This window comes from Enterobacter cloacae complex sp. SHL020, from assembly GCF_049236945.1.
Taxonomy (GTDB): domain Bacteria; phylum Pseudomonadota; class Gammaproteobacteria; order Enterobacterales; family Enterobacteriaceae; genus Enterobacter; species Enterobacter dykesii.
Genome location: NZ_JBMKJF010000008.1, coordinates 21014 through 40190, shown reverse-complemented (window position 1 = coordinate 40190; position 19177 = coordinate 21014). Strand labels below are relative to the sequence as shown.

Sequence of the window (19177 nt, the reverse complement as noted above, 5' to 3'; positions counted from 1 at the left end):
CAATCAGCCTTTGATCCCGTAATGCTCAAGCATCGCATCCAGCTGCGGCTCGCGGCCGCGGAAGCGTTTGAACAGCACCATTGGCTCTTCAGACCCGCCGCGGGTCAGGATGTTATCGAGGAACGACTGGCCGGTTTCGCGGTTGAAGATCCCCTCTTCTTCGAAGCGAGAGAAGGCATCCGCCGCCAGCACGTCGGCCCACAGGTAGCTGTAGTAGCCGGCAGCGTAGCCGCCTGCGAAGATGTGGCTGAAGGCATGCGGGAAGCGTCCCCAGGTCGGCCCTGGAATAACGGCAACCTGCTTTTTAATCTCGGCCAGGGTCTCAAGGATTTTCGCGCCCTGCTCCGGGCTAAACTCGGCGTGCAGGCGGAAATCGAACAGGCCGAACTCCAGCTGGCGCAGGATAAACATCGCCGCTTGGTAGTTTTTCGCCGCCAGCATTTTATCCAGCAGCGCTTTCGGCAGCGGCTCGCCGGTCTCGTAGTGACCGGAGATAAACGCCAGCGCGTCCGGCTCCCAGCACCAGTTTTCCATAAACTGGCTTGGCAGCTCGACGGCATCCCACGGCACGCCGCTGATACCGGCCACGCCTGCGGTTTCGATGCGGGTCAGCATATGGTGCAGACCATGACCAAACTCGTGGAACAGGGTAATCACTTCGTCGTGGGTGAACAGCGCCGGTTTGCCGTTTACCGGACGGTTGAAGTTACAGGTCAGGTAGGCGACCGGCTTCTGCAGAGAACCGTCGGCTTTACGCATCTGGCCCACGCAGTCATCCATCCACGCCCCGCCGCGCTTGTTCTCACGCGCGTAGAGATCGAGGTAGAAGCTGCCGCGCAGCTCATTTTTCTCGTCATACAGCTCGAAGAAACGCACGTCCGGGTGCCAGACGTCGATATCGGTACGCTCTTTGGCGGTGATGCCGTAGATGCGTTTTACCACTTCGAACAGGCCGTTAACGGCTTTGTTTTCCGGGAAGTACGGGCGCAGCTGCTCGTCGCTGATGCTGTAGAGGTGCTGCTTCTGTTTTTCGCTGTAGTACGCGATATCCCACGGCTGCAGCTCGTCCACGCCGAACTCGGCTTTCGCGAAGGCGCGCAGCTGGGCCAGCTCTTTCTCACCCTGCGGACGGGCGCGTTTCGCGAGATCCGTCAGGAAGTCGAGCACCTGCTGCGGGTTCTCCGCCATTTTGGTGGCGAGGGATTTATCGGCGTAGTTTTCGAAGCCCAGCAGCTGCGCCAGCTCGTGACGCAGGGCGAGGATTTCCGCCATTACCGGGCTGTTGTCCCACTTACCGGCATTCGGCCCCTGATCGGAGGCGCGGGTGCTGTACGCACGGTACATCTCTTCGCGCAGGGCCTGGTTGTCGCAGTAGGTCATCACCGGCAGATAGCTCGGGATATCCAGCGTCAACAGGAAGCCTTCCTGCTCTTTCGCTTCAGCCTGGGCTTTTGCCGCCGCCAGCGCGCTTTCCGGCATACCGGAAAGCATAGCTTCGTCGGTAATCAGCTTCGTCCAGCCCATGGTGGCGTCGAGCACGTTGTTGCTGTACTGGTTACCCAGCTCGGACAGGCGCGCGGCGATTTCGCCGTAGCGGGTCTGCTTCTCTTTTGGCAGGCCAATCCCGGACAGCTCAAAATCACGCAGGGCGTTATCGACCGATTTTTTCTGCGCCGTGCTCAGTTCGGCATAGTGGTCGCCGTCGCGCAGGTCGCGGTAGGCTTTGTACAGCCCTTCGTGCTGGCCGACCCAGGTGCTGTACTCAGAGAGCAGCGGCAGGGTCTGTTCGTAGGCTTCGCGCAGTTCCGGGCTGTTTTTTACCGAGTTCAGGTGGCTCACCGGGGAGAAGATACGCCCCAACACGTCGTCCACTTCGGCCAGCGGCTGACACAGATTTTCCCAGGTGTACGGCGCGCCCTGCGCTACCACGCTTTCTACCGCCGCGCGGCAGTTGTCCAGCGATTGCGTAACGGCTGGAACCACGTGCTCAGGGAGGATTTTAGAAAACGGCGGCAACGAAAAAGGCGTCAGTAATGGATTGGTCATAAACGCTGTCCTGTTGAAATAGGTGAATGAAGCGCGCATCCGGCGCTGTGCATATGGGATCTAGAATGGGGTTAAGTGTAGAGGATTTCAATGCCGGACGTTGCGCTTTCGCGGCAGTGGAAACTTTTCTGTATACTGTGGCGATACGCTCTATTTTTGCCCGATGGCGCTACGCTTATCGGGCCTACGTTTACTACCTGGAACACATTCATCCATGCTCAGTTATCGCCACAGCTTCCACGCAGGCAACCACGCCGACGTCCTTAAACACACCGTTCAGAGCCTGATCATCGAATCGCTCAAAGAGAAAGAGAAGCCGTTTCTCTATCTGGACACGCACGCGGGCGCGGGCCGTTATCAGCTGAGCGGCGAGCATGCCGAGCGTACCGGTGAATATCTGGAAGGGATTGCCCGCATCTGGCAGCAGGACGACCTGCCTGCCGAGCTGGAGCCTTACATCGGCGTGGTGAATCACTTCAACCGCAACGGCCAGCTGCGCTACTACCCTGGCTCACCGCTGATTGCACGCCAGCTGCTGCGCGAGCAGGACAGCCTCCAGCTGACCGAGCTGCACCCGAGCGATTTCCCGCTGCTGCGTTCTGAATTCCAGAAAGACAGCCGCGCCCGCGTGGAAAAAGCCGACGGTTACCAGCAGCTGAAGGCCAAACTGCCGCCGGTTTCACGTCGCGGCCTGGTGCTGATCGACCCGCCGTACGAAATCAAAACCGACTATCAGGCGGTGGTAACCGGCATCCACGAAGGCTACAAACGCTTCGCCACCGGGACATACGCCCTGTGGTATCCGGTGGTGCTGCGCGCGCAGATCAAACGCATGATCAAAGACCTGGAAGCGACCGGCATCCGCAAAATCCTGCAGATCGAGCTGGCGGTACGTCCGGACAGCGATCAGCGCGGCATGACCGCCTCCGGCATGATTGTGATCAACCCGCCGTGGAAGCTGGAAGCGCAGATGAACAACGTGCTGCCATGGCTGCATAAAACGCTGGTGCCCGCGGGGACAGGCCACGCCACCGTCAGTTGGATCGTGCCGGAGTAATCGCAGTCATCGGTGGAAACTATTGATTTCAGGTATACAATCGCGGCAATTCACGATTAAGGACAAAAGCAATGACTAAGCATTATGACTACATCGCAATCGGCGGCGGCAGCGGCGGCATCGCCTCCATCAACCGTGCGGCCATGTACGGCCAGAAGTGCGCGCTGATTGAAGCCAAAGCGCTGGGCGGCACCTGCGTGAACGTAGGTTGTGTACCGAAGAAAGTGATGTGGCATGCGGCGCAAATCCGTGAAGCTATCCATATGTATGGCCCGGACTACGGCTTTGACACCACCATCAACCGCTTCGACTGGGACAAACTGATCGCCAGCCGTACCGCCTACATCGATCGTATTCACACCTCGTACGACAACGTGCTGGGTAAAAATAACGTCGATGTCATCCACGGTTTCGCCCGCTTTGTGGACGCGAAAACGATCGAAGTGAACGGCGAGACGATCACCGCCGATCACATCCTGATCGCCACCGGCGGTCGTCCGAGCCACCCGAACATCCCGGGCGTGGAATACGGCATTGATTCCGACGGTTTCTTCGAGCTGCCTGCCCTGCCAAAACGCGTTGCCGTTGTTGGCGCAGGCTATATCGCGGTGGAACTGGCTGGCGTGATTAACGGCCTGGGCGCGGAAGCGCACCTGTTCGTACGTAAACACGCGCCGCTGCGCAGCTTTGACCCGCTAATTGTCGATACGCTGGTTGAAGTGATGAACACCGAAGGCCCGACCCTGCACACCAACGCCGTGCCAAAAGCGGTGGTGAAAAACGCGGACGGTAGCCTGACGCTTGAGCTGGAAGATGGCCGCAGCCAGACCGTCGATTGCCTGATCTGGGCGATTGGCCGTGAGCCTGCGAACGATAACTTCAACCTGGGCGTGACTGGCGTGAAAACCGACGAAAAAGGGTATATCGTCGTCGATAAATTCCAGAACACCAGCGTTCCGGGCATTTATGCGGTTGGCGACAACACCGGCGCGGTTGAGCTGACGCCGGTCGCCGTTGCGGCGGGCCGTCGTCTCTCCGAGCGCCTGTTCAACAACAAGCCGGACGAGCATCTGGACTACAGCAACATTCCGACCGTGGTCTTCAGCCACCCGCCAATCGGCACCGTCGGCTTAACCGAGCCGCAGGCGCGCGAGCAGTATGGCGACGACCAGGTGAAAGTGTATAAATCGGCGTTTACCGCGATGTACACCGCCGTCACCTCGCACCGTCAGCCGTGCCGCATGAAGCTGGTCTGCGTGGGCCCGGAAGAGAAGATTGTCGGCATCCACGGCATCGGCTTCGGCATGGACGAGATCCTGCAGGGCTTCGCCGTGGCGCTGAAGATGGGCGCAACCAAGAAAGACTTCGATAACACGGTGGCCATCCACCCGACGGCCGCGGAAGAGTTTGTGACCATGCGTTAATCCTGATGCCCCTCCCCGGAGGGGCATTTTTTTAACATTCATAAATCGTTGCAAAACGAATGCTCCGAAAATAGTGATCTACCGCACATTTCCCTCCCCATCTACCGAAGCGAATGTCTACGCTTATAAGACGCCCGGATAAACCTGTCTTTTGAACACACAACCGGAGGTCCCTATCACCATGTTCAACCAGAAACTACAGGCTACCGAGAACATCGAGTTCGAGATTGCAGAAGAGCTGCGCTACGAGACCGATCCCTGCGAGTTGAAACTGGATGAAATGATTGAGGCGGAGCCGGAACCCGAAATGATCGAGGGGCTACCCGCCTCCGATGCGTTGACGCCCGCAGACCGCTATCTTGAACTGTTCGAGCATGTGCAGTCGACGCGGCTGTTTGCGGACAGTAAAACCTTCCCAGACTGCGCGCCAAAGATGGATCCGCTGGATATCCTGATCCGCTACCGCAAGGTCAGACGCCACCGGGATTTCGACCTGCGCCAGTTTGTGGAGAACCACTTCTGGATGCCGGAAACGTACGGCACAGAATATGTCTCCGACCCGGGACTCTCCCTGAAAGAACACATTGATAACCTGTGGCCGGTGCTGACGCGCGAGCCGCAGGATCATATTCCCTGGTCTTCCCTGCTGGCCCTGCCGCAGGCCTATATCGTCCCCGGCGGGCGATTCAGCGAGACCTACTACTGGGATTCCTATTTCTCCATGCTGGGGCTGGCAGAGAGTGGCCGTAACGATCTGCTCAAGTGTATGGCGGACAACTTCGCCTGGCTGATTGAACGCTACGGGCATATCCCCAACGGCAACCGCACCTATTATCTCAGCCGCTCGCAGCCGCCGGTCTTTGCCCTGATGGTGGAGCTGTTCGAGGAGGACGGCGTGCGCGGTGCGAAACGCTATCTGGATCACCTCAAAATGGAGTACGCCTTCTGGATGGACGGCGCGGAGTCGCTGCTGCTTAACCAGGCTTACCGCAGCGCCGTGCGCATGCCGGACGGTTCACTGCTCAACCGCTACTGGGACGACCGTGATACCCCGCGCGACGAATCGTGGATTGAGGACGTGGAAACGGCCCGCCACTCGGGTCGTCCGCCCAATGAGGTGTACCGCGACCTGCGCGCGGGTGCGGCGTCCGGCTGGGATTACTCGTCCCGCTGGCTGCGCGATCCGTCGCGGCTCGCCAGCATCCGCACGACGCAGTTTATTCCCATCGATCTGAACGCCTTCCTGTTCAAGCTGGAAAGCGCTATCGCCAACATCTCGGCGTCGAAAGGGGATAAAGAGACGGCAGAGACGTTCCGCCAGAAAGCCAACGATCGCCGCGCGGCGGTGAACCGCTATCTGTGGGATGAGGAGAGCGGCTGTTACCGCGATTACGACTGGCGACGCGAAGAGCTGGCGCTGTTTTCTGCCGCCAGCATTGTGCCGCTGTATGTTGGAATGGCGACGCACGAGCAGGCAGAACGTTTGTCTGATGCGGTCAAATCGCGTCTGCTGACGCCGGGCGGAATTCTGGCGACCGAGTACGAAACCAGCGAGCAGTGGGATAAACCCAACGGCTGGGCACCGCTGCAGTGGATGGCGATTCAGGGGTTCAAGCAGTACGGCAACGACTCGCTGGGCGATGAGATCGCCTGGAGCTGGCTGCATACGGTGAACCATTTTTATAAGACGCATCATAAGCTGATTGAGAAGTACCACATCGCCAGCAGTACGCCGCGCGAAGGTGGCGGGGGTGAGTATCCGCTGCAGGACGGTTTCGGCTGGACGAACGGCGTGGTGCGGCGGCTGATTGGGTTGTATGGGGAGCCTTAAGCGGGGTGCGGTCTGGTGCCCTCACCCCGATCCTCTCCCACAGGGAGAGGGAAAAGAGATCAGCGAATCACCTCATAAATGGCAGTCTGAATGGACTGCCATTTTTTCGTGGTGGCATCCGGCTGCGACTGCGCGCGGCGTGTGGCCATGTCGAGATCGTGCTGCTGGCGTTTCACCACGGCAGGCACGGTGCAGAAAGCTTTGAGATACTCTTTACGAACCGAGGTCAGAGACTCACCGTTCGACATGGCGTGGCTGAGCGTGTTGATGAAGCGACGACACGGCTTCTCTTCCACCATGTTCTGCCGGTAGCGTAACATCAGCTCCAGCACATCGTCATAGCCTGCCGACATCGCCTCTTCGGTCCAGGACAGCTTCCAGTCCATACCGCCCTGCAAAAAAAGCTGGGTCACGCGGGTATCGTTGCGGTTAATGGCCGAGCGGAAATTATTCTCGTCCCAGGTGACCCCCATGCGCGTGAGCGTTTCGCGCGAAGAAGGTGTCTCGCGCATTTCCTGCGGAGGAGCCGCTTCAGCCGCGCTGACGGTCGCTGGCTGCGGCTTGCTGCTGGTTACCAGCCAGAAGCCCCCCGCCACGATGGCAATCACCATGACGCCAACCGCCCCCCATAGCGCACCGGAAATGAGCTGCTCGCGTTGTTCGGGCGTACGCGGCGCGCGCTGGGTCGGCTTTTCAATGGTGTCCCGGACTTCAAACAGATCCCCACCGGTAACCCGATCCATTTTCTGCGCCTTTTCCCAGAAGGTATGCAATTCGCTGGCATCTACCGCCATGAATCCGGCCGGATTGACGCGCGTTCTCCCCTCTTCAAACGCGCGTTGCACGGGCCGCGCGATCTGCGTGTAGTAGTTATCCAGCAGCTGGATTTGCGCCGAGCTTAACGTTTTCTGAACGGTGATGCTGTTGCGGATTTGCCGAATGTCATCGAGGAAGGTTTGCAGCGTTTTGCGCGGCTCAACCAGCAGCGTCAGCATCGACGGGTCGCTGAACAGCGAAGCGTAATACCGGCTGAACTCTTTTTTATCCACCAGCATCTGCGCCAGTTCACTGAACATCATGCCGCTGAGGACATCATTGATCTCGCCAAGCTTCAGCCAGCGCCGCACGCGGTCAGCGTTAAACAGGGTCTTAAGATGGTTGTTCAGCCGCACCTGATCGGGCCAGGCCTGCTGGATGAGCCCTTTAATCATCAGCTCAATCGCGCGTACCTGCTTGTGTGCCTGCTGCTGCTGGAGTTCGCTTCCCGGTGCCAGGTCAGTGCTGTAGGTCAACAGCGGCTGCTGCAGGCGAAGGTGTTCCAGCGCGGTCACAAACCGCATCGCCGCAATAAGCTGGTTTTCACTCACATCCTGTCCGCTTTCATACTGCGGAACGCGCTGCTGCAGCAGGCGTAGCTGGAGCGTAAATTCCGACATCTCGGCATCATTGAGGTTGAGTTTTTTCGCAACGGCTCCCCAGCCGCCCAGAGCTAATCGCGCGCTGTCGAGTTGTTCCAGGAACCAGCGTGGATCTTTGCCCTCAGAAGCATGTACATTCAGAAGGAGTAAAATTTCCACCGACGCAAGGCGAATGACCGCCAGACAGTGTTCAAACTGTTCGCGAATATGATGTGATGTGCTGAGAGTCATTGTTTTCCTTAAGCGACAACGAAGACATCCGGAATGGGCACGAAACGCCCTTTATTCTTTTTATTTATACGCGGTTAACCATACCTGACTTTCTGTTGAAATAAAGTGACAACCCTAAAATGATTTAAAATGTTTCAGGAGAAACTGAATGCCGGTTTTAATTACCTCTCGCCTTACCTGTTCGCCCCTGCAGGAACAAGACTGGCCCTTTTTTCTGGCGCTACAGCAGCACCCGGACGTGATGCGCTTTGTGGCGGAAGACCGCCCCGTCGCGGCGATCCGCGAGGCGTTTGATTCGCGCCTGACCCCATGGGCACCGGGCAGCGCGCACTGGCTTTGTCTCGTCGTACGTGACCCCGCCTCACAGGCCCCGCTGGGCGTTACCGGCTATATTCATCGGGAGGAGAACTGCGCCGAAGTGGGCTTCCTTTTCGCACCCGAGGCGCAGGGGAAAGGTTACGGCTTTGAATCCCTGAAAGCGCTTTGCGATTACGCTTTTCATCAGGGCGGTATACGGCGACTCACCGCCACCGTCACCGCGGGAAATGTCGCTTCAAGACGCCTGCTGGAAAAAGCCCGCTTTCGCCTGGAAGGCGAATTACGCGAGAGCTATTACCTTGCTGGGCACTGGCAAAATGACTGGCTATTTGGTTTATTACAGCAGGAATACCTGAATAATAATTCCTGACCAACCGCTTTTTAGCAGATATTCCCCGGACATCGTTTCCTCTTTAGTGTCGCTATTAAGAGGAAACGAATATCAAACGTCATTTGCTGGAAATATTTTCTGCGGCCATTGCGTTAATAAAAAAACATCAGGGTCTTTCTCTGGCGAAATATTGTGATTAAGGGTCTCCTTAAGAGGATCCTTCCCCTTAAGCTCGTGCATCACAGGAACATACCGCCAGAGACTTCAATACGTTGCGCATTCATCCAGCCCAGCTTATCGCTGAGCAGTGCCGCAATGGCATCGCCGATATCGTCCGGCAAACCCACCCGTCCCAGCGCCGTCTGCGAAGCCAGCATCTGATTTAGCTCCGCGTTGTCGCGCACGCGTCCGCCGCCAAAGTCTGTTTCTATCGCGCCAGGCGCAATGATATTGACGGAAATGCCGCGCGCGCCCAGCTCTTTCGCCTGATAACGCGTCAGCACTTCCATCGCCCCCTTCATCGCCGCGTAGGTCCCTGAGCCCGGCTGGGTAAAACGGGCCAGCCCGCTGGAGACGTTGAGGATCCGTCCCCCGTCGTTAAGCAGCGGCAGCAGGCGCTGGGTCAGAAAGAAAGGCCCTTTGAAATGAATGTTCAGCGCTTCATCAAACTGAGCCTCCGTCGTGTCGGCATAGGGCGCGTATAAACCCGTTCCGGCATTGTTCAATAAATAGTCAAAGGTATCGCGCTGCCAGACGGTCCTAAGGGTTTCCTGAAGCTGTCGGGCAAAATGTTCAAAACTCGTGATATCCCCGACGTTGAGCTGTAATGCCGCTGCTTTGACGCCTTTTTCCTGAATTTCACGCACAACATCCAGCGCTTCATGCTGGCTACGGTTGTATGTCAGGACAATTCCCGTGCCGTCTGCCGCCAGCTTTAACGCAGCGTTTTTACCCAGACCACGGCTACCACCCGTCAATAATGCGATACGTTCACTCATCATAAACCTCGTTTTGGCTGTTAAGGAGATTGAGAAAGAGCTTATTAGGTGATAGAAAATCAATAAAGATGGGTTAAAACGCTTCACTGTTTCAGCAGAAACAACAATGAGCTTCGTCTATGGATAAAATTCACGCAATGCAGTTGTTCGTCCGCGTCGCGGAACTGGAGAGTTTTTCCCGCGCGGCCGAAACGTTAACCCTGCCGAAAGGCAGCGTCTCGCGGCAAATTCAGGCCCTGGAAAACCGGCTTGGCACCCAGCTATTGCACCGCACCACGCGACGCGTCAGCCTGACGCAGGACGGCATGGTCTATTACGAGCGGGCCAAAGATCTGCTGGCAAACCTTGATGAACTCGACGGTATGTTTCTGCACGATCCCTCCAGCATCAGCGGTCGGCTCCGCGTGGATATGCCCGTCGGCGTTGCTCGAAATTTAGTCATCCCCAAACTGCCTGCTTTTCTGCAGCACTATCCGGGCATTGAACTCGAGCTCAGCAGCAGCGATCGTCTGGTGGATGTGATCCGCGAAGGGTTTGATTGCGTGGTGCGCGTCGGCACGCTGAAGGATTCAGGGCTGATTGCCCGTCCGCTGGGCAAGCTATCGGTGATTAACTGCGCCAGCCCGGATTATCTGGCGCGTTTTGGCTATCCGGAAACCCTGGACGATTTAGGCTCGCACGCCGTCATTCATTACACCGCTACGCTGGGAACACGCCCGCAGGGTTTTGAGTTTTATAACGGCAGTGCAACGCAGTGGATAAAAACGGGCGGGGTCTTAACCGTCAACAGCACGGAAACTTACCAGGCTGCCTGTCTCGCCGGGCTGGGCATTATTCAGGTGCCGCGGGTTGGTGTGCGCGATTTACTGCGCGCGAAGAAGCTGATTGAGATCCTCCCGCAATACCGGGCCGAAGCGATGCCCGTCTCCCTGATTTACCCTCACCGCCGCAACCTCTCCCGCCGGGTCCATCTGTTCATGGAGTGGCTTACCGAACTCACAAAAGCTTACGTGGACTAGCCGCAAGCTATAATTCAAAAACACATCCAGCTCAACGAAAAGGAAAATGCGCGTGACGCCGGAAAACAACCCGCAACGACCCACCCAACATTTAGAGTATGAGCCCGTCAAAAAGATGGAAACCGGGCCCGAAGAGGCCAAAACGCCAGGCACCGCCAGCAAAGCGCTGGGGACCGTCACCGGCATCGCCGCGAGAATTCAGCAGTTTCCCATGGTTGCGCACCTGATACGCGCGACCGAGCGCTTTAATGACCGCATGGGGAACCAGTTTGGTGCCGCCATCACCTATTTTTCCTTCCTGTCGATGATCCCAATCCTGATGGTGTCGTTTGCGGCAGCCGGTTTTGTGCTCGCGTCGCACCCGACGCTACTGCAGGATATCTTCAATAAAATCCTGAATAACGTCAGTGACCCGACCCTTGCCAGCACCCTCAAGAGCACCATCAATACCGCCGTTCAGCAGCGTACCACCGTGGGTATCGTCGGTTTGCTGATTGCGCTTTACTCCGGCGTTAACTGGATGGGCAACCTGCGCGAGGCCATTCGCGCCCAGTCGCGCGACGTCTGGGAGCGTAAGCCGCAGGACCAGGAGAAAATATGGGTTAAGTATCTCCGCGATTTTGTTTCGCTGATTGGCCTGCTCGTCGCGCTGATCGTGACGCTTTCCATTACCTCCGTGGCGGGCTCGGCGCAGCAGATGATCATTTCCGCACTTTACCTTGATTACATCGAATGGCTGAAGCCCGCCTGGCGCGGCATTGGGCTGGCCATTTCCATCTTCGCCAACTACCTGCTGTTCTTCTGGATCTTCTGGCGCTTGCCGCGCCATCGTCCGCGCAAGAAGGCACTGCTCCGCGGCACGTTGATTGCGGCGATCGGCTTTGAGGTGATCAAAATCGTGATGACCTACACGCTACCTTCGCTGGTGAAATCCCCTTCCGGCGCGGCGTTTGGCTCGGTGCTGGGGCTGATGGCCTTCTTCTACTTCTTCGCCCGCCTGACCTTGTTCTGCGCGGCATGGATTGCCACCGCCGAGTACAAAGGCGACACGCGAATGCCGGGCAAAACGCACCGCTAGCCCCGCTCTCGGGCTGAAATTTCAGCCCGATTCTTCATTTCAGCATATAAATCCAGCCCGTAACTTTTATTTAACCGAAAACCAGTTTAATTAACCAATATTTAAAATCTGTGAAGCATTTCATAGACGTGTTTTCGCTGGTCTGAAAATTATCCGCTTTTTGTTGTTTTTATCACCAGCCCGCGACTTTGTTACAGATTGAAATGTCGCTTTTGCTGTGCGTAATATGGCCTTTCGTTCGACAAAAATAAGAAAATATTATGCAAGCAACCGCCACCACACTCGACTCAGGAACGGAAAACGTTCCGGTAAACTCGCGCAATAAAGTCGTCGTCGCATCGCTGATTGGCACCGCCATTGAGTTCTTCGACTTTTATATTTATGCCACCGCCGCGGTCATCGTCTTCCCGCATATTTTCTTCCCGCAGGGTGACCCAACGGCGGCCACGCTGCAGTCTCTGGCGACCTTTGCCATCGCGTTTGTTGCGCGTCCGATTGGCTCTGCGCTGTTTGGACACTTTGGCGATCGCATTGGCCGAAAAGTCACCCTGGTGGCCTCGCTGCTGACGATGGGCATCTCCACCGTGGCGATCGGTCTGCTGCCGACCTATGAAACCATCGGCATTCTGGCGCCGGTCCTGCTGGCGCTGGCGCGTTTTGGTCAGGGTCTGGGGCTGGGCGGTGAATGGGGCGGCGCGGCGCTGCTGGCCACCGAGAACGCCCCGGCGCGCAAGCGCGCGCTGTACGGTTCATTCCCGCAGCTGGGCGCACCGATTGGCTTCTTCTTTGCCAACGGGACGTTCCTGCTGCTCTCCTGGCTGCTGACGGATGAACAGTTCATGAGCTGGGGCTGGCGTCTCCCGTTTATCTTCTCAGCCGTGCTGGTGCTGATTGGCCTGTATGTGCGCGTTTCGCTGCATGAGACGCCTGTTTTCGCGAAAGTGGCCGCGGCGAACAAGCAGGTGAAAGTGCCGCTGGGTACGCTGCTGACCAAACACGTCCGCGTGACCGTACTGGGCACGTTCATCATGCTGGCTACCTATACGCTTTTCTACATTATGACCGTCTACTCCATGACGTTCAGTACCGCCGCCGCGCCGGTTGGCCTGGGCCTGCCGCGTAACGAAGTGCTGTGGATGCTGATGATGGCGGTGATCGGGTTTGGTGTGATGGTACCGATTGCTGGCCTGCTGGCGGATAAATTCGGTCGTCGTGCGAGCATGATTACGATCACCACGCTCATCATTCTGTTTGCTCTGTTCGTCTTCCCGCCGCTGCTGGGTTCAGGTAGCCCGGCGCTGGTGATGGCCTATCTGCTGATTGGCCTGAGCCTGATGGGGCTGACCTTCGGCCCAATGGGCGCGCTGCTGCCCGAGCTGTTCCCGACGGAAGTACGTTATACCGGTGCGTCATTCTCCTACAACGTTGCCTCTATTCTGGGCGCGTCCGTTGCGCCGTATATCGCCACCTGGCTGCAGGCGAACTATGGTCTGTTCTATGTGGGGGTCTATCTGGCGGCAATGGCGGCGCTGACGCTGATTGCGCTGCTGCTGACGCACGAAACTAAGCACCAGGCTCTGTAATTCACTGCGGCCTGACGCCCCTCTCCCACAGGGAGAGGGAGCTACTTCTTCATCTGCGACAAAATAGTCCGGCACTGATTGGCCTCGCCTTCTGACGGTGAAATCAACGCCAGTAGGGCTGCGGCTGGGGTAACCAGCGTCGCCAGGGCTGCAGCCACCGCACCGCGCGCAATCAGCGGTCCGGGCTTCACGCCCGCCTGCGGGTTTTTGAAGGTTCCGCGCACGTAAAGCGGCGAGCGTAGGGTGATGATGCGGATCCCCTTACTTTCCGGGTCAATCGTCAAATTAAGCTGCTCCGAGGCCATGCTGGCGGTACCGGTTACGTTAATCACCGCGTTTTCCGTGTCGAAGGCAAATATCTGCGGACGCGCCACGCCGTTAACCAGATCCAGATTGGCCGCCGCGCAGTTCACCCGCACCTCGTCATCACCAAAAATTTGCCCGATGACGTAGTTACCGACGTTCAGCCCCAGGATCTCCATCAGGTTTCGGCTCACCAGCCCGTCGTTCATCAGCAGCTTCAGGTTACCATTGCCGCTGCCCAGCAGCGCCGCCACCGAGTTCCCCACGCCGCGAATGTCGGCATCACCGTTCATTTCACCGAGGGTTTTCTGCATCAGCTCAACGTTCGGCATCAGCTCTTTCAGCTTCAATCGACGCGCCTGGATCTCCGCCCGTCCCTGCATCGGCTTCTTATCGCCTTCCAGATGAATGTTCGAAGAAATCGTCCCGCCCGCCATGCCGAACTTCAGCGGCTGCAGGCGCAGGTCGGCGTTTTTGAGGAGGATATGGGTCGAAAGATTGCTGATCGGCAGCGTACTGCCATGTTCAATTTTTCCGCCTTTGAAGCGCACATCCGCATCCATCACGTTCCATTTGTCGGTTTCGAAGCGATCGTATGGCAGCACTTTGCCGGCAGGCTGAACGTCCTTTTTGACCTCTCTCGACTTGGTGCCTTTACCTGAGTCCACGCCAATCAGCGGGCCCAGATCGGCCAGGCGCAGCTGACGGGACTCAACATCCCCTTCCAGTTTCGGGCGCGGTTTTCCGGTGGTGTAGGTCAGGGTGCCGTGGATATCGCTATCGCCGATCCGGCCGTTGAAATCCCGGTAGTCAAAAACGGACGCTTTTTCAGTATCGATTTTGGCGACCAGATGCCCGTCCGTTTCGAACGGCGGGGTATCCGGCAGCAGCACGCCGGTGAGTTCATACAGCTCTCCCAGCGAATCGCCGGCAAATTTAAGCTGAAGGTCGACGCCGCCCATATTCATCGGATCGTTGACCGTTCCCACGAACGCCACGCGGGTATTCCCGGAACGGAAGTCCGCCTGTACCGGGAACGGCGTGCCTTCGCTCCGAAGCGCCAGCATCCCGCCGATTTTCCCTTTACCGCTGAGAGGCTGATCGTTATATCGTCCTTTTGCCGTCAGGCCGAAGACATAGTCACCCACGCTTGCCGCGTCACCTTTCGCTTTCGTGCCCGTGACCTCGCTAAACGGCAGCGGTTTGCCCAGCGGATCGACCAGGATCTCCACGTCCGCCTTGCTGACCTTATCGTCGATGGCGATCCGTCCGCGATCGAAAAGAATATTGTCGAGACGGAATGACCAGGAGGAAGGCTGGGCATTCGGATCTTTTTCGCTGTCGCTGGCAAGGTTAAACGTCCAGTTGTTGTTTTTTTCTGAAAGTCGGATCAGACGCGCATCGGGCTGCTGAAGTTTGATCCACGGCAGATAAACTGTTTTGGTCAGAAGCGCTAACGGAGCCAGCGTGGCTTCAACCCGCGGCAGGTGGATCATGGTGACGTCCGGGATATCCGGCGGGTTGCCGAGAATGATGTCGTCGGCATGGACGTGTGGCCAGGGGATCCAGCTTCGCCAGCCTGGCTCCTCTTTCTGACGCTCCCACACCACCCCTAAATCACCGCGTATGGCGAAGGGGCGGTTCAGTTCGGTTGAGACTTTCTGGTTGATGGTCGGCTTGAGACGGTTCCAGTCAAACGTCGCAATAATGATGGCGACGACCACGATCAACAACAAGAAAATCCCTGCTGTCCAGGAGATTACCCTGGTTGTTCTCGTCATTTTTATCCCCTTTCCTGATGACCTGTCCTGTAAAACTATAGTCCAGACAAAGGGAAGCGGGCTTATCAGAGGGTCATTATCACGCTATCGAGGCGATCCATGGGTACCGGGCGGGAGAGATAATAGCCTTGCGCCGCCGCTGCGGGAGAGTTTTGCACATCACGCCACTCTTCCAGTGTTTCCACACCTTCAACAATCACGCCCTGGCAATAGCGGTTCATCAGCTGTAATAACAGCGTAAACAGATTCCGCCCTTCCGGGGTTTGACGCAGCATAATGAACAGGTCGCGGGCCACTTTAATGTAGTCGTAGCGCACTTCACTCAGGGCGGAGAAGTTCGCCATGCCGGTGCCAAAGTCATCCAGCCACAGCGGGCCGTATTCGCATATCGACGCAAACGAGGAATCCTGCGGCAGGCGGACATGCTCCACCAGCTCAAAGCGCATCCACGGAAGAGTGGCGATCAGCTCCTGCAATTTTGCGTTCTGACGCAGCGCCAGCAGGGTTGGACCATCGACGTTCACCGAGGCGAGGATATCGTGCTGTTCGAAAAAGGGCTGCTTCGTCGCCAGCATACGAAGCTGCTCTTCCAGCACGTCCAGACGCTGGCGAACGGCAACTTCGGCAAAATAGCGATCCGGCGGGATGCGCTGAGTAGGGTTTGTGGGGTGCGTAACGACGGTTAATATTTCAATTGCCATCAGTCGACCATCTGTTCGGTAAATCGGCTGATAGGTGTACGCACGCTCACATTGCAGCCAGTAGCGATGCTCCTGCAAGTTCTCAATACTTGCCTCAGGCGTAGTGCTCAGCCGCTGGATAACCTGCTCTGACTTCATTTCAGATGTCCTGTTGTTGGGATAGCCTTTCTGGACTCGTCACAGGATTATCGGCGCGAAAATTGAGAACTTTATGTTCAATTCACCGGGAAAATGAAATTAAGATGACAGAAATGCGCGGTAACACGCGCTGGCTCAAATAAAATAATGGAACGTTGTTTTAATATAGTTGACCGGTTAATTCAGTCAGCGCACACTGCTGATAATTCTTCTGTTCAGGTTAACGATTATGTCCAAAAAAATTGCCGTGATTGGCGAATGCATGATTGAGCTGTCGCAAAAAGGCGCGGAAGTCAGCCGCGGATTTGGTGGCGATACGTTAAACACCTCGGTTTACATTGCCCGTCAGGTCGCGCCTGAGGCGCTCACCGTGAACTACGTGACCGCCCTGGGCACGGACAGCTTCAGCCAGCAAATGCTGGAGGCCTGGCAGAGTGAACATGTTGAAACGTCGCTGATTCAGCGTATGGAGAACCGCCTCCCGGGGCTTTATTACATCGAAACCGACAGCACCGGCGAACGCACGTTTTATTACTGGCGCAACGAGGCAGCGGCCAAATTCTGGCTGGAGAGCGACGCGGCCGCGGCCATCTGCGAAGAGCTGGCGACCTTTGACTACCTCTATCTGAGCGGGATTAGCCTGGCGATTTTAAGCCCCACCAGCCGTGAAAAGCTGCTCTCGCTTCTGCGCGAATGCCGGGCAAACGGCGGCAAGGTTATTTTCGATAACAACTACCGCCCGCGCCTGTGGGCCAGCCGCGAAGAGGCGCAGCAGGTCTACCAACAGATGCTGCAGTGCACCGATATCGCCTTCCTGACGCTCGACGATGAAGATGCCCTGTGGGGTGAGAAACCGGTAGAGGACGTGATTGCACGCACGCAGGCGGCAGGCGTGAGCGAAGTGGTGATTAAGCGCGGTGCAGATTCGTGCCTGGTCGCGGTGGCGGGCGAAGCGCTGGTTGACGTTCCGGCAGTGAAGCTTGCCAAAGAGAAAGTGATTGATACCACGGCGGCCGGTGATTCATTCAGCGCGGGTTATCTGGCGGTACGTCTGACGGGTGGAACGCCGGAAGCGGCGGCACAGCGTGGGCACCTGACGGCCAGCACGGTGATTCAGTATCGCGGAGCGATTATTCCGCGCGAGGCGATGCCTGTTTAAGGAGGGTGCGGGCTGATGCCCTCACCTTAACCCTCTCCCACAGGGAGAGGGAACGTTTAAGCATTACTGCCCCTGCGGAATATCCGTCGCGTCCGGATGTAAATCATCAGCCGTGGCGGCCTGCGCGGGCTGCGGCGCGGTAGCCATAATGGAATCCCAGGTCTTCTGAAGTTCCTTCATGTCATATTCCGGCTCACCCTTCGGCTGCAGGAGGATCAACGCCATCTCCTGCGACAGCTGCTGACGGAGGTCCTGATTGAGCATCTCGACGGTCAGACCGTTCAGGAAATCCTGACGAAGCTTCTGGTACTGTTCCGGCGCAATGTCCACCACCTGGTTCTGCAGGGAACGAATACGCTGGCTGATCAGAATGTCGGTATCGGCGCGAGCGTAGGTCGCAAACAGCTTCTGCAGCTCGAGTTTTTTCTGCGCCACGAGAGCGTTGAATTCCTCTTCGGAAAGCCCTTCTTTACGCACTTTTGCCAGCTCTTTCGCAACCACGCCCAGATTGGCATTCAGCTTATCGCCCGGCGATTCAACGTTGATGGCACACTGCGCACGCTGGAACAGCACGCGGCAGTCAAAGCCAAGACCGATATTCTTCACGTTGTTCTTGCTCAGCGTCTGCTGAACGTGCCAGAACAGCGCTTCACGCGCCAGATCGGCACGCCAGTAGCGCAGCATCGCCGCGGACTCGCGGATGGGCTGCCAGGCGTTATCCCACATGACGGAGAGGCGATCCTGACGCACGGCGTCCGTCATAATGCTGACAGGCTCTGCGCGCAGCGGAGAGAGCGTCGGGACAGGGGCTGGCGTTTCACGCTTGCCTTTTAAATCACCAAACGCTTTGTTGATCTGCTCCACCACCGCGCGGCTGTCCACGTTACCTACCACGATCAGCGTCATGGCGTCCGGGGTGTACCACTTCTGATAGAACGATTTTACCTGTTCGGCATCCACCGGCTGTTTCAGCGGTTCGGCCGGGTCATGCCCCAGCAGCGTCGAGCCCTTCAGGCGATAACGCCACCAGCCCTCTTTGGTATCCCCGGGCCAGGTCGCAACCATGTCACTGTTGCTCAACGCATAGTTGACGGTGTCCGGCGTAATCGCCAGATTGCCAGAGGCATCGGAGAGATACGTAAGCGCTTCTTTAAGCAGGTCGTTACGGTTATTTGGCAGGCTCAGGTTAAACATGGTGTAGTCATACGAGACCACCGCCGGAGGGAGTGGTCGTTTCGGATCGATGGCCTGCTGCCAAAGCGAACGCACCTGAACCGCTTGCAGGCTGCCGCTCTGCGTGAGCGCCAGCCGGGGAATAAAATGGCTAAAACCGGTTTGCTGGGTGCTTTCCGTGAGGGAACCGGTATTAATGGACAGACGGATTTCTACACGGTCACTGGGACGTTGCGGCGTGGCTAAAACCTGCCACTGAAAACCGTTCGCTAAGGTCCCTTGTTGCCAGGCCGGGTCTGGCTGGAGCGCATCTGCCTGCACATAACTGGCTGCTGCCATCATCAGCAAACCGCCGGTTAAGAGTCGAATTTTTGTGCCCTGCATGTGAACCCCTGATCAACATTCCTGGTTAAAAAGAGTGTTTCGCGACGCGCTTCACTCTTAAAGATGACGATGAAAACACGTCGATTAGACCGCGCGTTCGGCAAAACGTCACGGTCAGAAGTGAAATATACCCAAAAAAAATCTTGTCGAATTATGACAGGTACGAACAGTTATTATGCGCAGGAGCCCGCATCCCGACAAGGG

General features: G+C 57.2%; 14 protein-coding genes. 8 read left to right on the top strand and 6 right to left on the bottom strand.

Features of this window, described 5'->3' with window-relative positions:
- Positions 1-3 precede the first annotated feature (3 nt).
- Positions 4-2046: an oligopeptidase A gene (gene prlC, locus ACOTZB_RS17800; protein WP_421627981.1), complete on the bottom strand. Its 2043-nt coding sequence runs from the start codon at positions 2044-2046 to the stop codon at positions 4-6.
- Between the two features lie 214 nt (positions 2047-2260).
- On the opposite strand from prlC, the gene ACOTZB_RS17795 reads away from it, so the two are divergent.
- From ACOTZB_RS17795 to ACOTZB_RS17785, 3 genes are all read left to right on the top strand, one after another.
- Positions 2261-3103 (top strand): 23S rRNA (adenine(2030)-N(6))-methyltransferase RlmJ, encoded by an 843-nt coding sequence (locus ACOTZB_RS17795; protein WP_032640380.1) that lies wholly within the window; start codon positions 2261-2263, stop codon positions 3101-3103.
- Positions 3104-3174: 71 nt separating this feature from the next.
- A complete protein-coding gene (gene gorA / locus ACOTZB_RS17790; protein WP_033146863.1) occupies positions 3175-4527 on the top strand; it encodes a glutathione-disulfide reductase in 1353 nt (450 codons plus the stop codon).
- Positions 4528-4708: 181 nt separating this feature from the next.
- On the top strand, positions 4709-6358 hold the full coding sequence (locus ACOTZB_RS17785) for an alpha,alpha-trehalase (protein ID WP_193805268.1): 1650 nt from the start codon (positions 4709-4711) through the stop codon (positions 6356-6358).
- 59 nt (positions 6359-6417) lie between these two features.
- On the opposite strand, the gene ACOTZB_RS17780 is transcribed toward ACOTZB_RS17785, so the two are convergent.
- Entirely contained in the window at positions 6418-8007 is a 1590-nt protein-coding gene (locus ACOTZB_RS17780) for an STY4199 family HEPN domain-containing protein (protein WP_193805269.1), read from the bottom strand.
- Positions 8008-8155: 148 nt separating this feature from the next.
- On the opposite strand from ACOTZB_RS17780, the gene ACOTZB_RS17775 reads away from it, so the two are divergent.
- Positions 8156-8695, top strand: coding sequence for a GNAT family N-acetyltransferase (locus ACOTZB_RS17775; protein WP_421627977.1), 540 nt, complete (start codon positions 8156-8158; stop codon positions 8693-8695).
- Positions 8696-8895: 200 nt separating this feature from the next.
- On the opposite strand, the gene ACOTZB_RS17770 is transcribed toward ACOTZB_RS17775, so the two are convergent.
- Positions 8896-9654 (bottom strand): SDR family NAD(P)-dependent oxidoreductase, encoded by a 759-nt coding sequence (locus ACOTZB_RS17770; RefSeq protein ID WP_421628072.1) that lies wholly within the window; start codon positions 9652-9654, stop codon positions 8896-8898.
- A gap of 119 nt (positions 9655-9773) precedes the next feature.
- Here ACOTZB_RS17770 and ACOTZB_RS17765 point away from each other — a divergent pair, with 119 nt between their 5' ends.
- From ACOTZB_RS17765 to ACOTZB_RS17755, 3 genes are all read left to right on the top strand, one after another.
- Entirely contained in the window at positions 9774-10673 is a 900-nt protein-coding gene (locus ACOTZB_RS17765) for a LysR family transcriptional regulator (protein ID WP_421627976.1), read from the top strand.
- Positions 10674-10725: 52 nt separating this feature from the next.
- Positions 10726-11751, top strand: a complete 1026-nt coding sequence (gene yhjD / locus ACOTZB_RS17760) for an inner membrane protein YhjD (RefSeq protein WP_111963706.1) — start codon at positions 10726-10728, stop codon at positions 11749-11751.
- A 260-nt stretch (positions 11752-12011) separates the two neighbouring features.
- Positions 12012-13334, top strand: a complete 1323-nt coding sequence (locus ACOTZB_RS17755; protein ID WP_023309582.1) for an MFS transporter — start codon at positions 12012-12014, stop codon at positions 13332-13334.
- 41 nt (positions 13335-13375) lie between these two features.
- Here ACOTZB_RS17755 and ACOTZB_RS17750 read toward each other — a convergent pair whose 3' ends face one another.
- Together ACOTZB_RS17750 and pdeH are read right to left on the bottom strand one after the other, a co-directional pair.
- On the bottom strand, positions 13376-15418 hold the full coding sequence (locus ACOTZB_RS17750; RefSeq protein WP_421627974.1) for an AsmA family protein: 2043 nt from the start codon (positions 15416-15418) through the stop codon (positions 13376-13378).
- A 65-nt stretch (positions 15419-15483) separates the two neighbouring features.
- Positions 15484-16257: a cyclic-guanylate-specific phosphodiesterase gene (gene pdeH, locus ACOTZB_RS17745; protein ID WP_047652948.1), complete on the bottom strand. Its 774-nt coding sequence runs from the start codon at positions 16255-16257 to the stop codon at positions 15484-15486.
- Between the two features lie 229 nt (positions 16258-16486).
- Between pdeH and ACOTZB_RS17740 the strand changes: the two genes are divergently transcribed.
- Entirely contained in the window at positions 16487-17416 is a 930-nt protein-coding gene (locus ACOTZB_RS17740; protein ID WP_421627972.1) for a sugar kinase, read from the top strand.
- A gap of 63 nt (positions 17417-17479) precedes the next feature.
- On the opposite strand, the gene ACOTZB_RS17735 is transcribed toward ACOTZB_RS17740, so the two are convergent.
- The gene (locus ACOTZB_RS17735) at positions 17480-18973 is read right to left on the bottom strand and encodes a M16 family metallopeptidase (protein WP_421627971.1); all 1494 of its coding nucleotides are present in this window, start codon (positions 18971-18973) and stop codon (positions 17480-17482) included.
- Between the last annotated feature and the right edge of the window lie 204 nt (positions 18974-19177).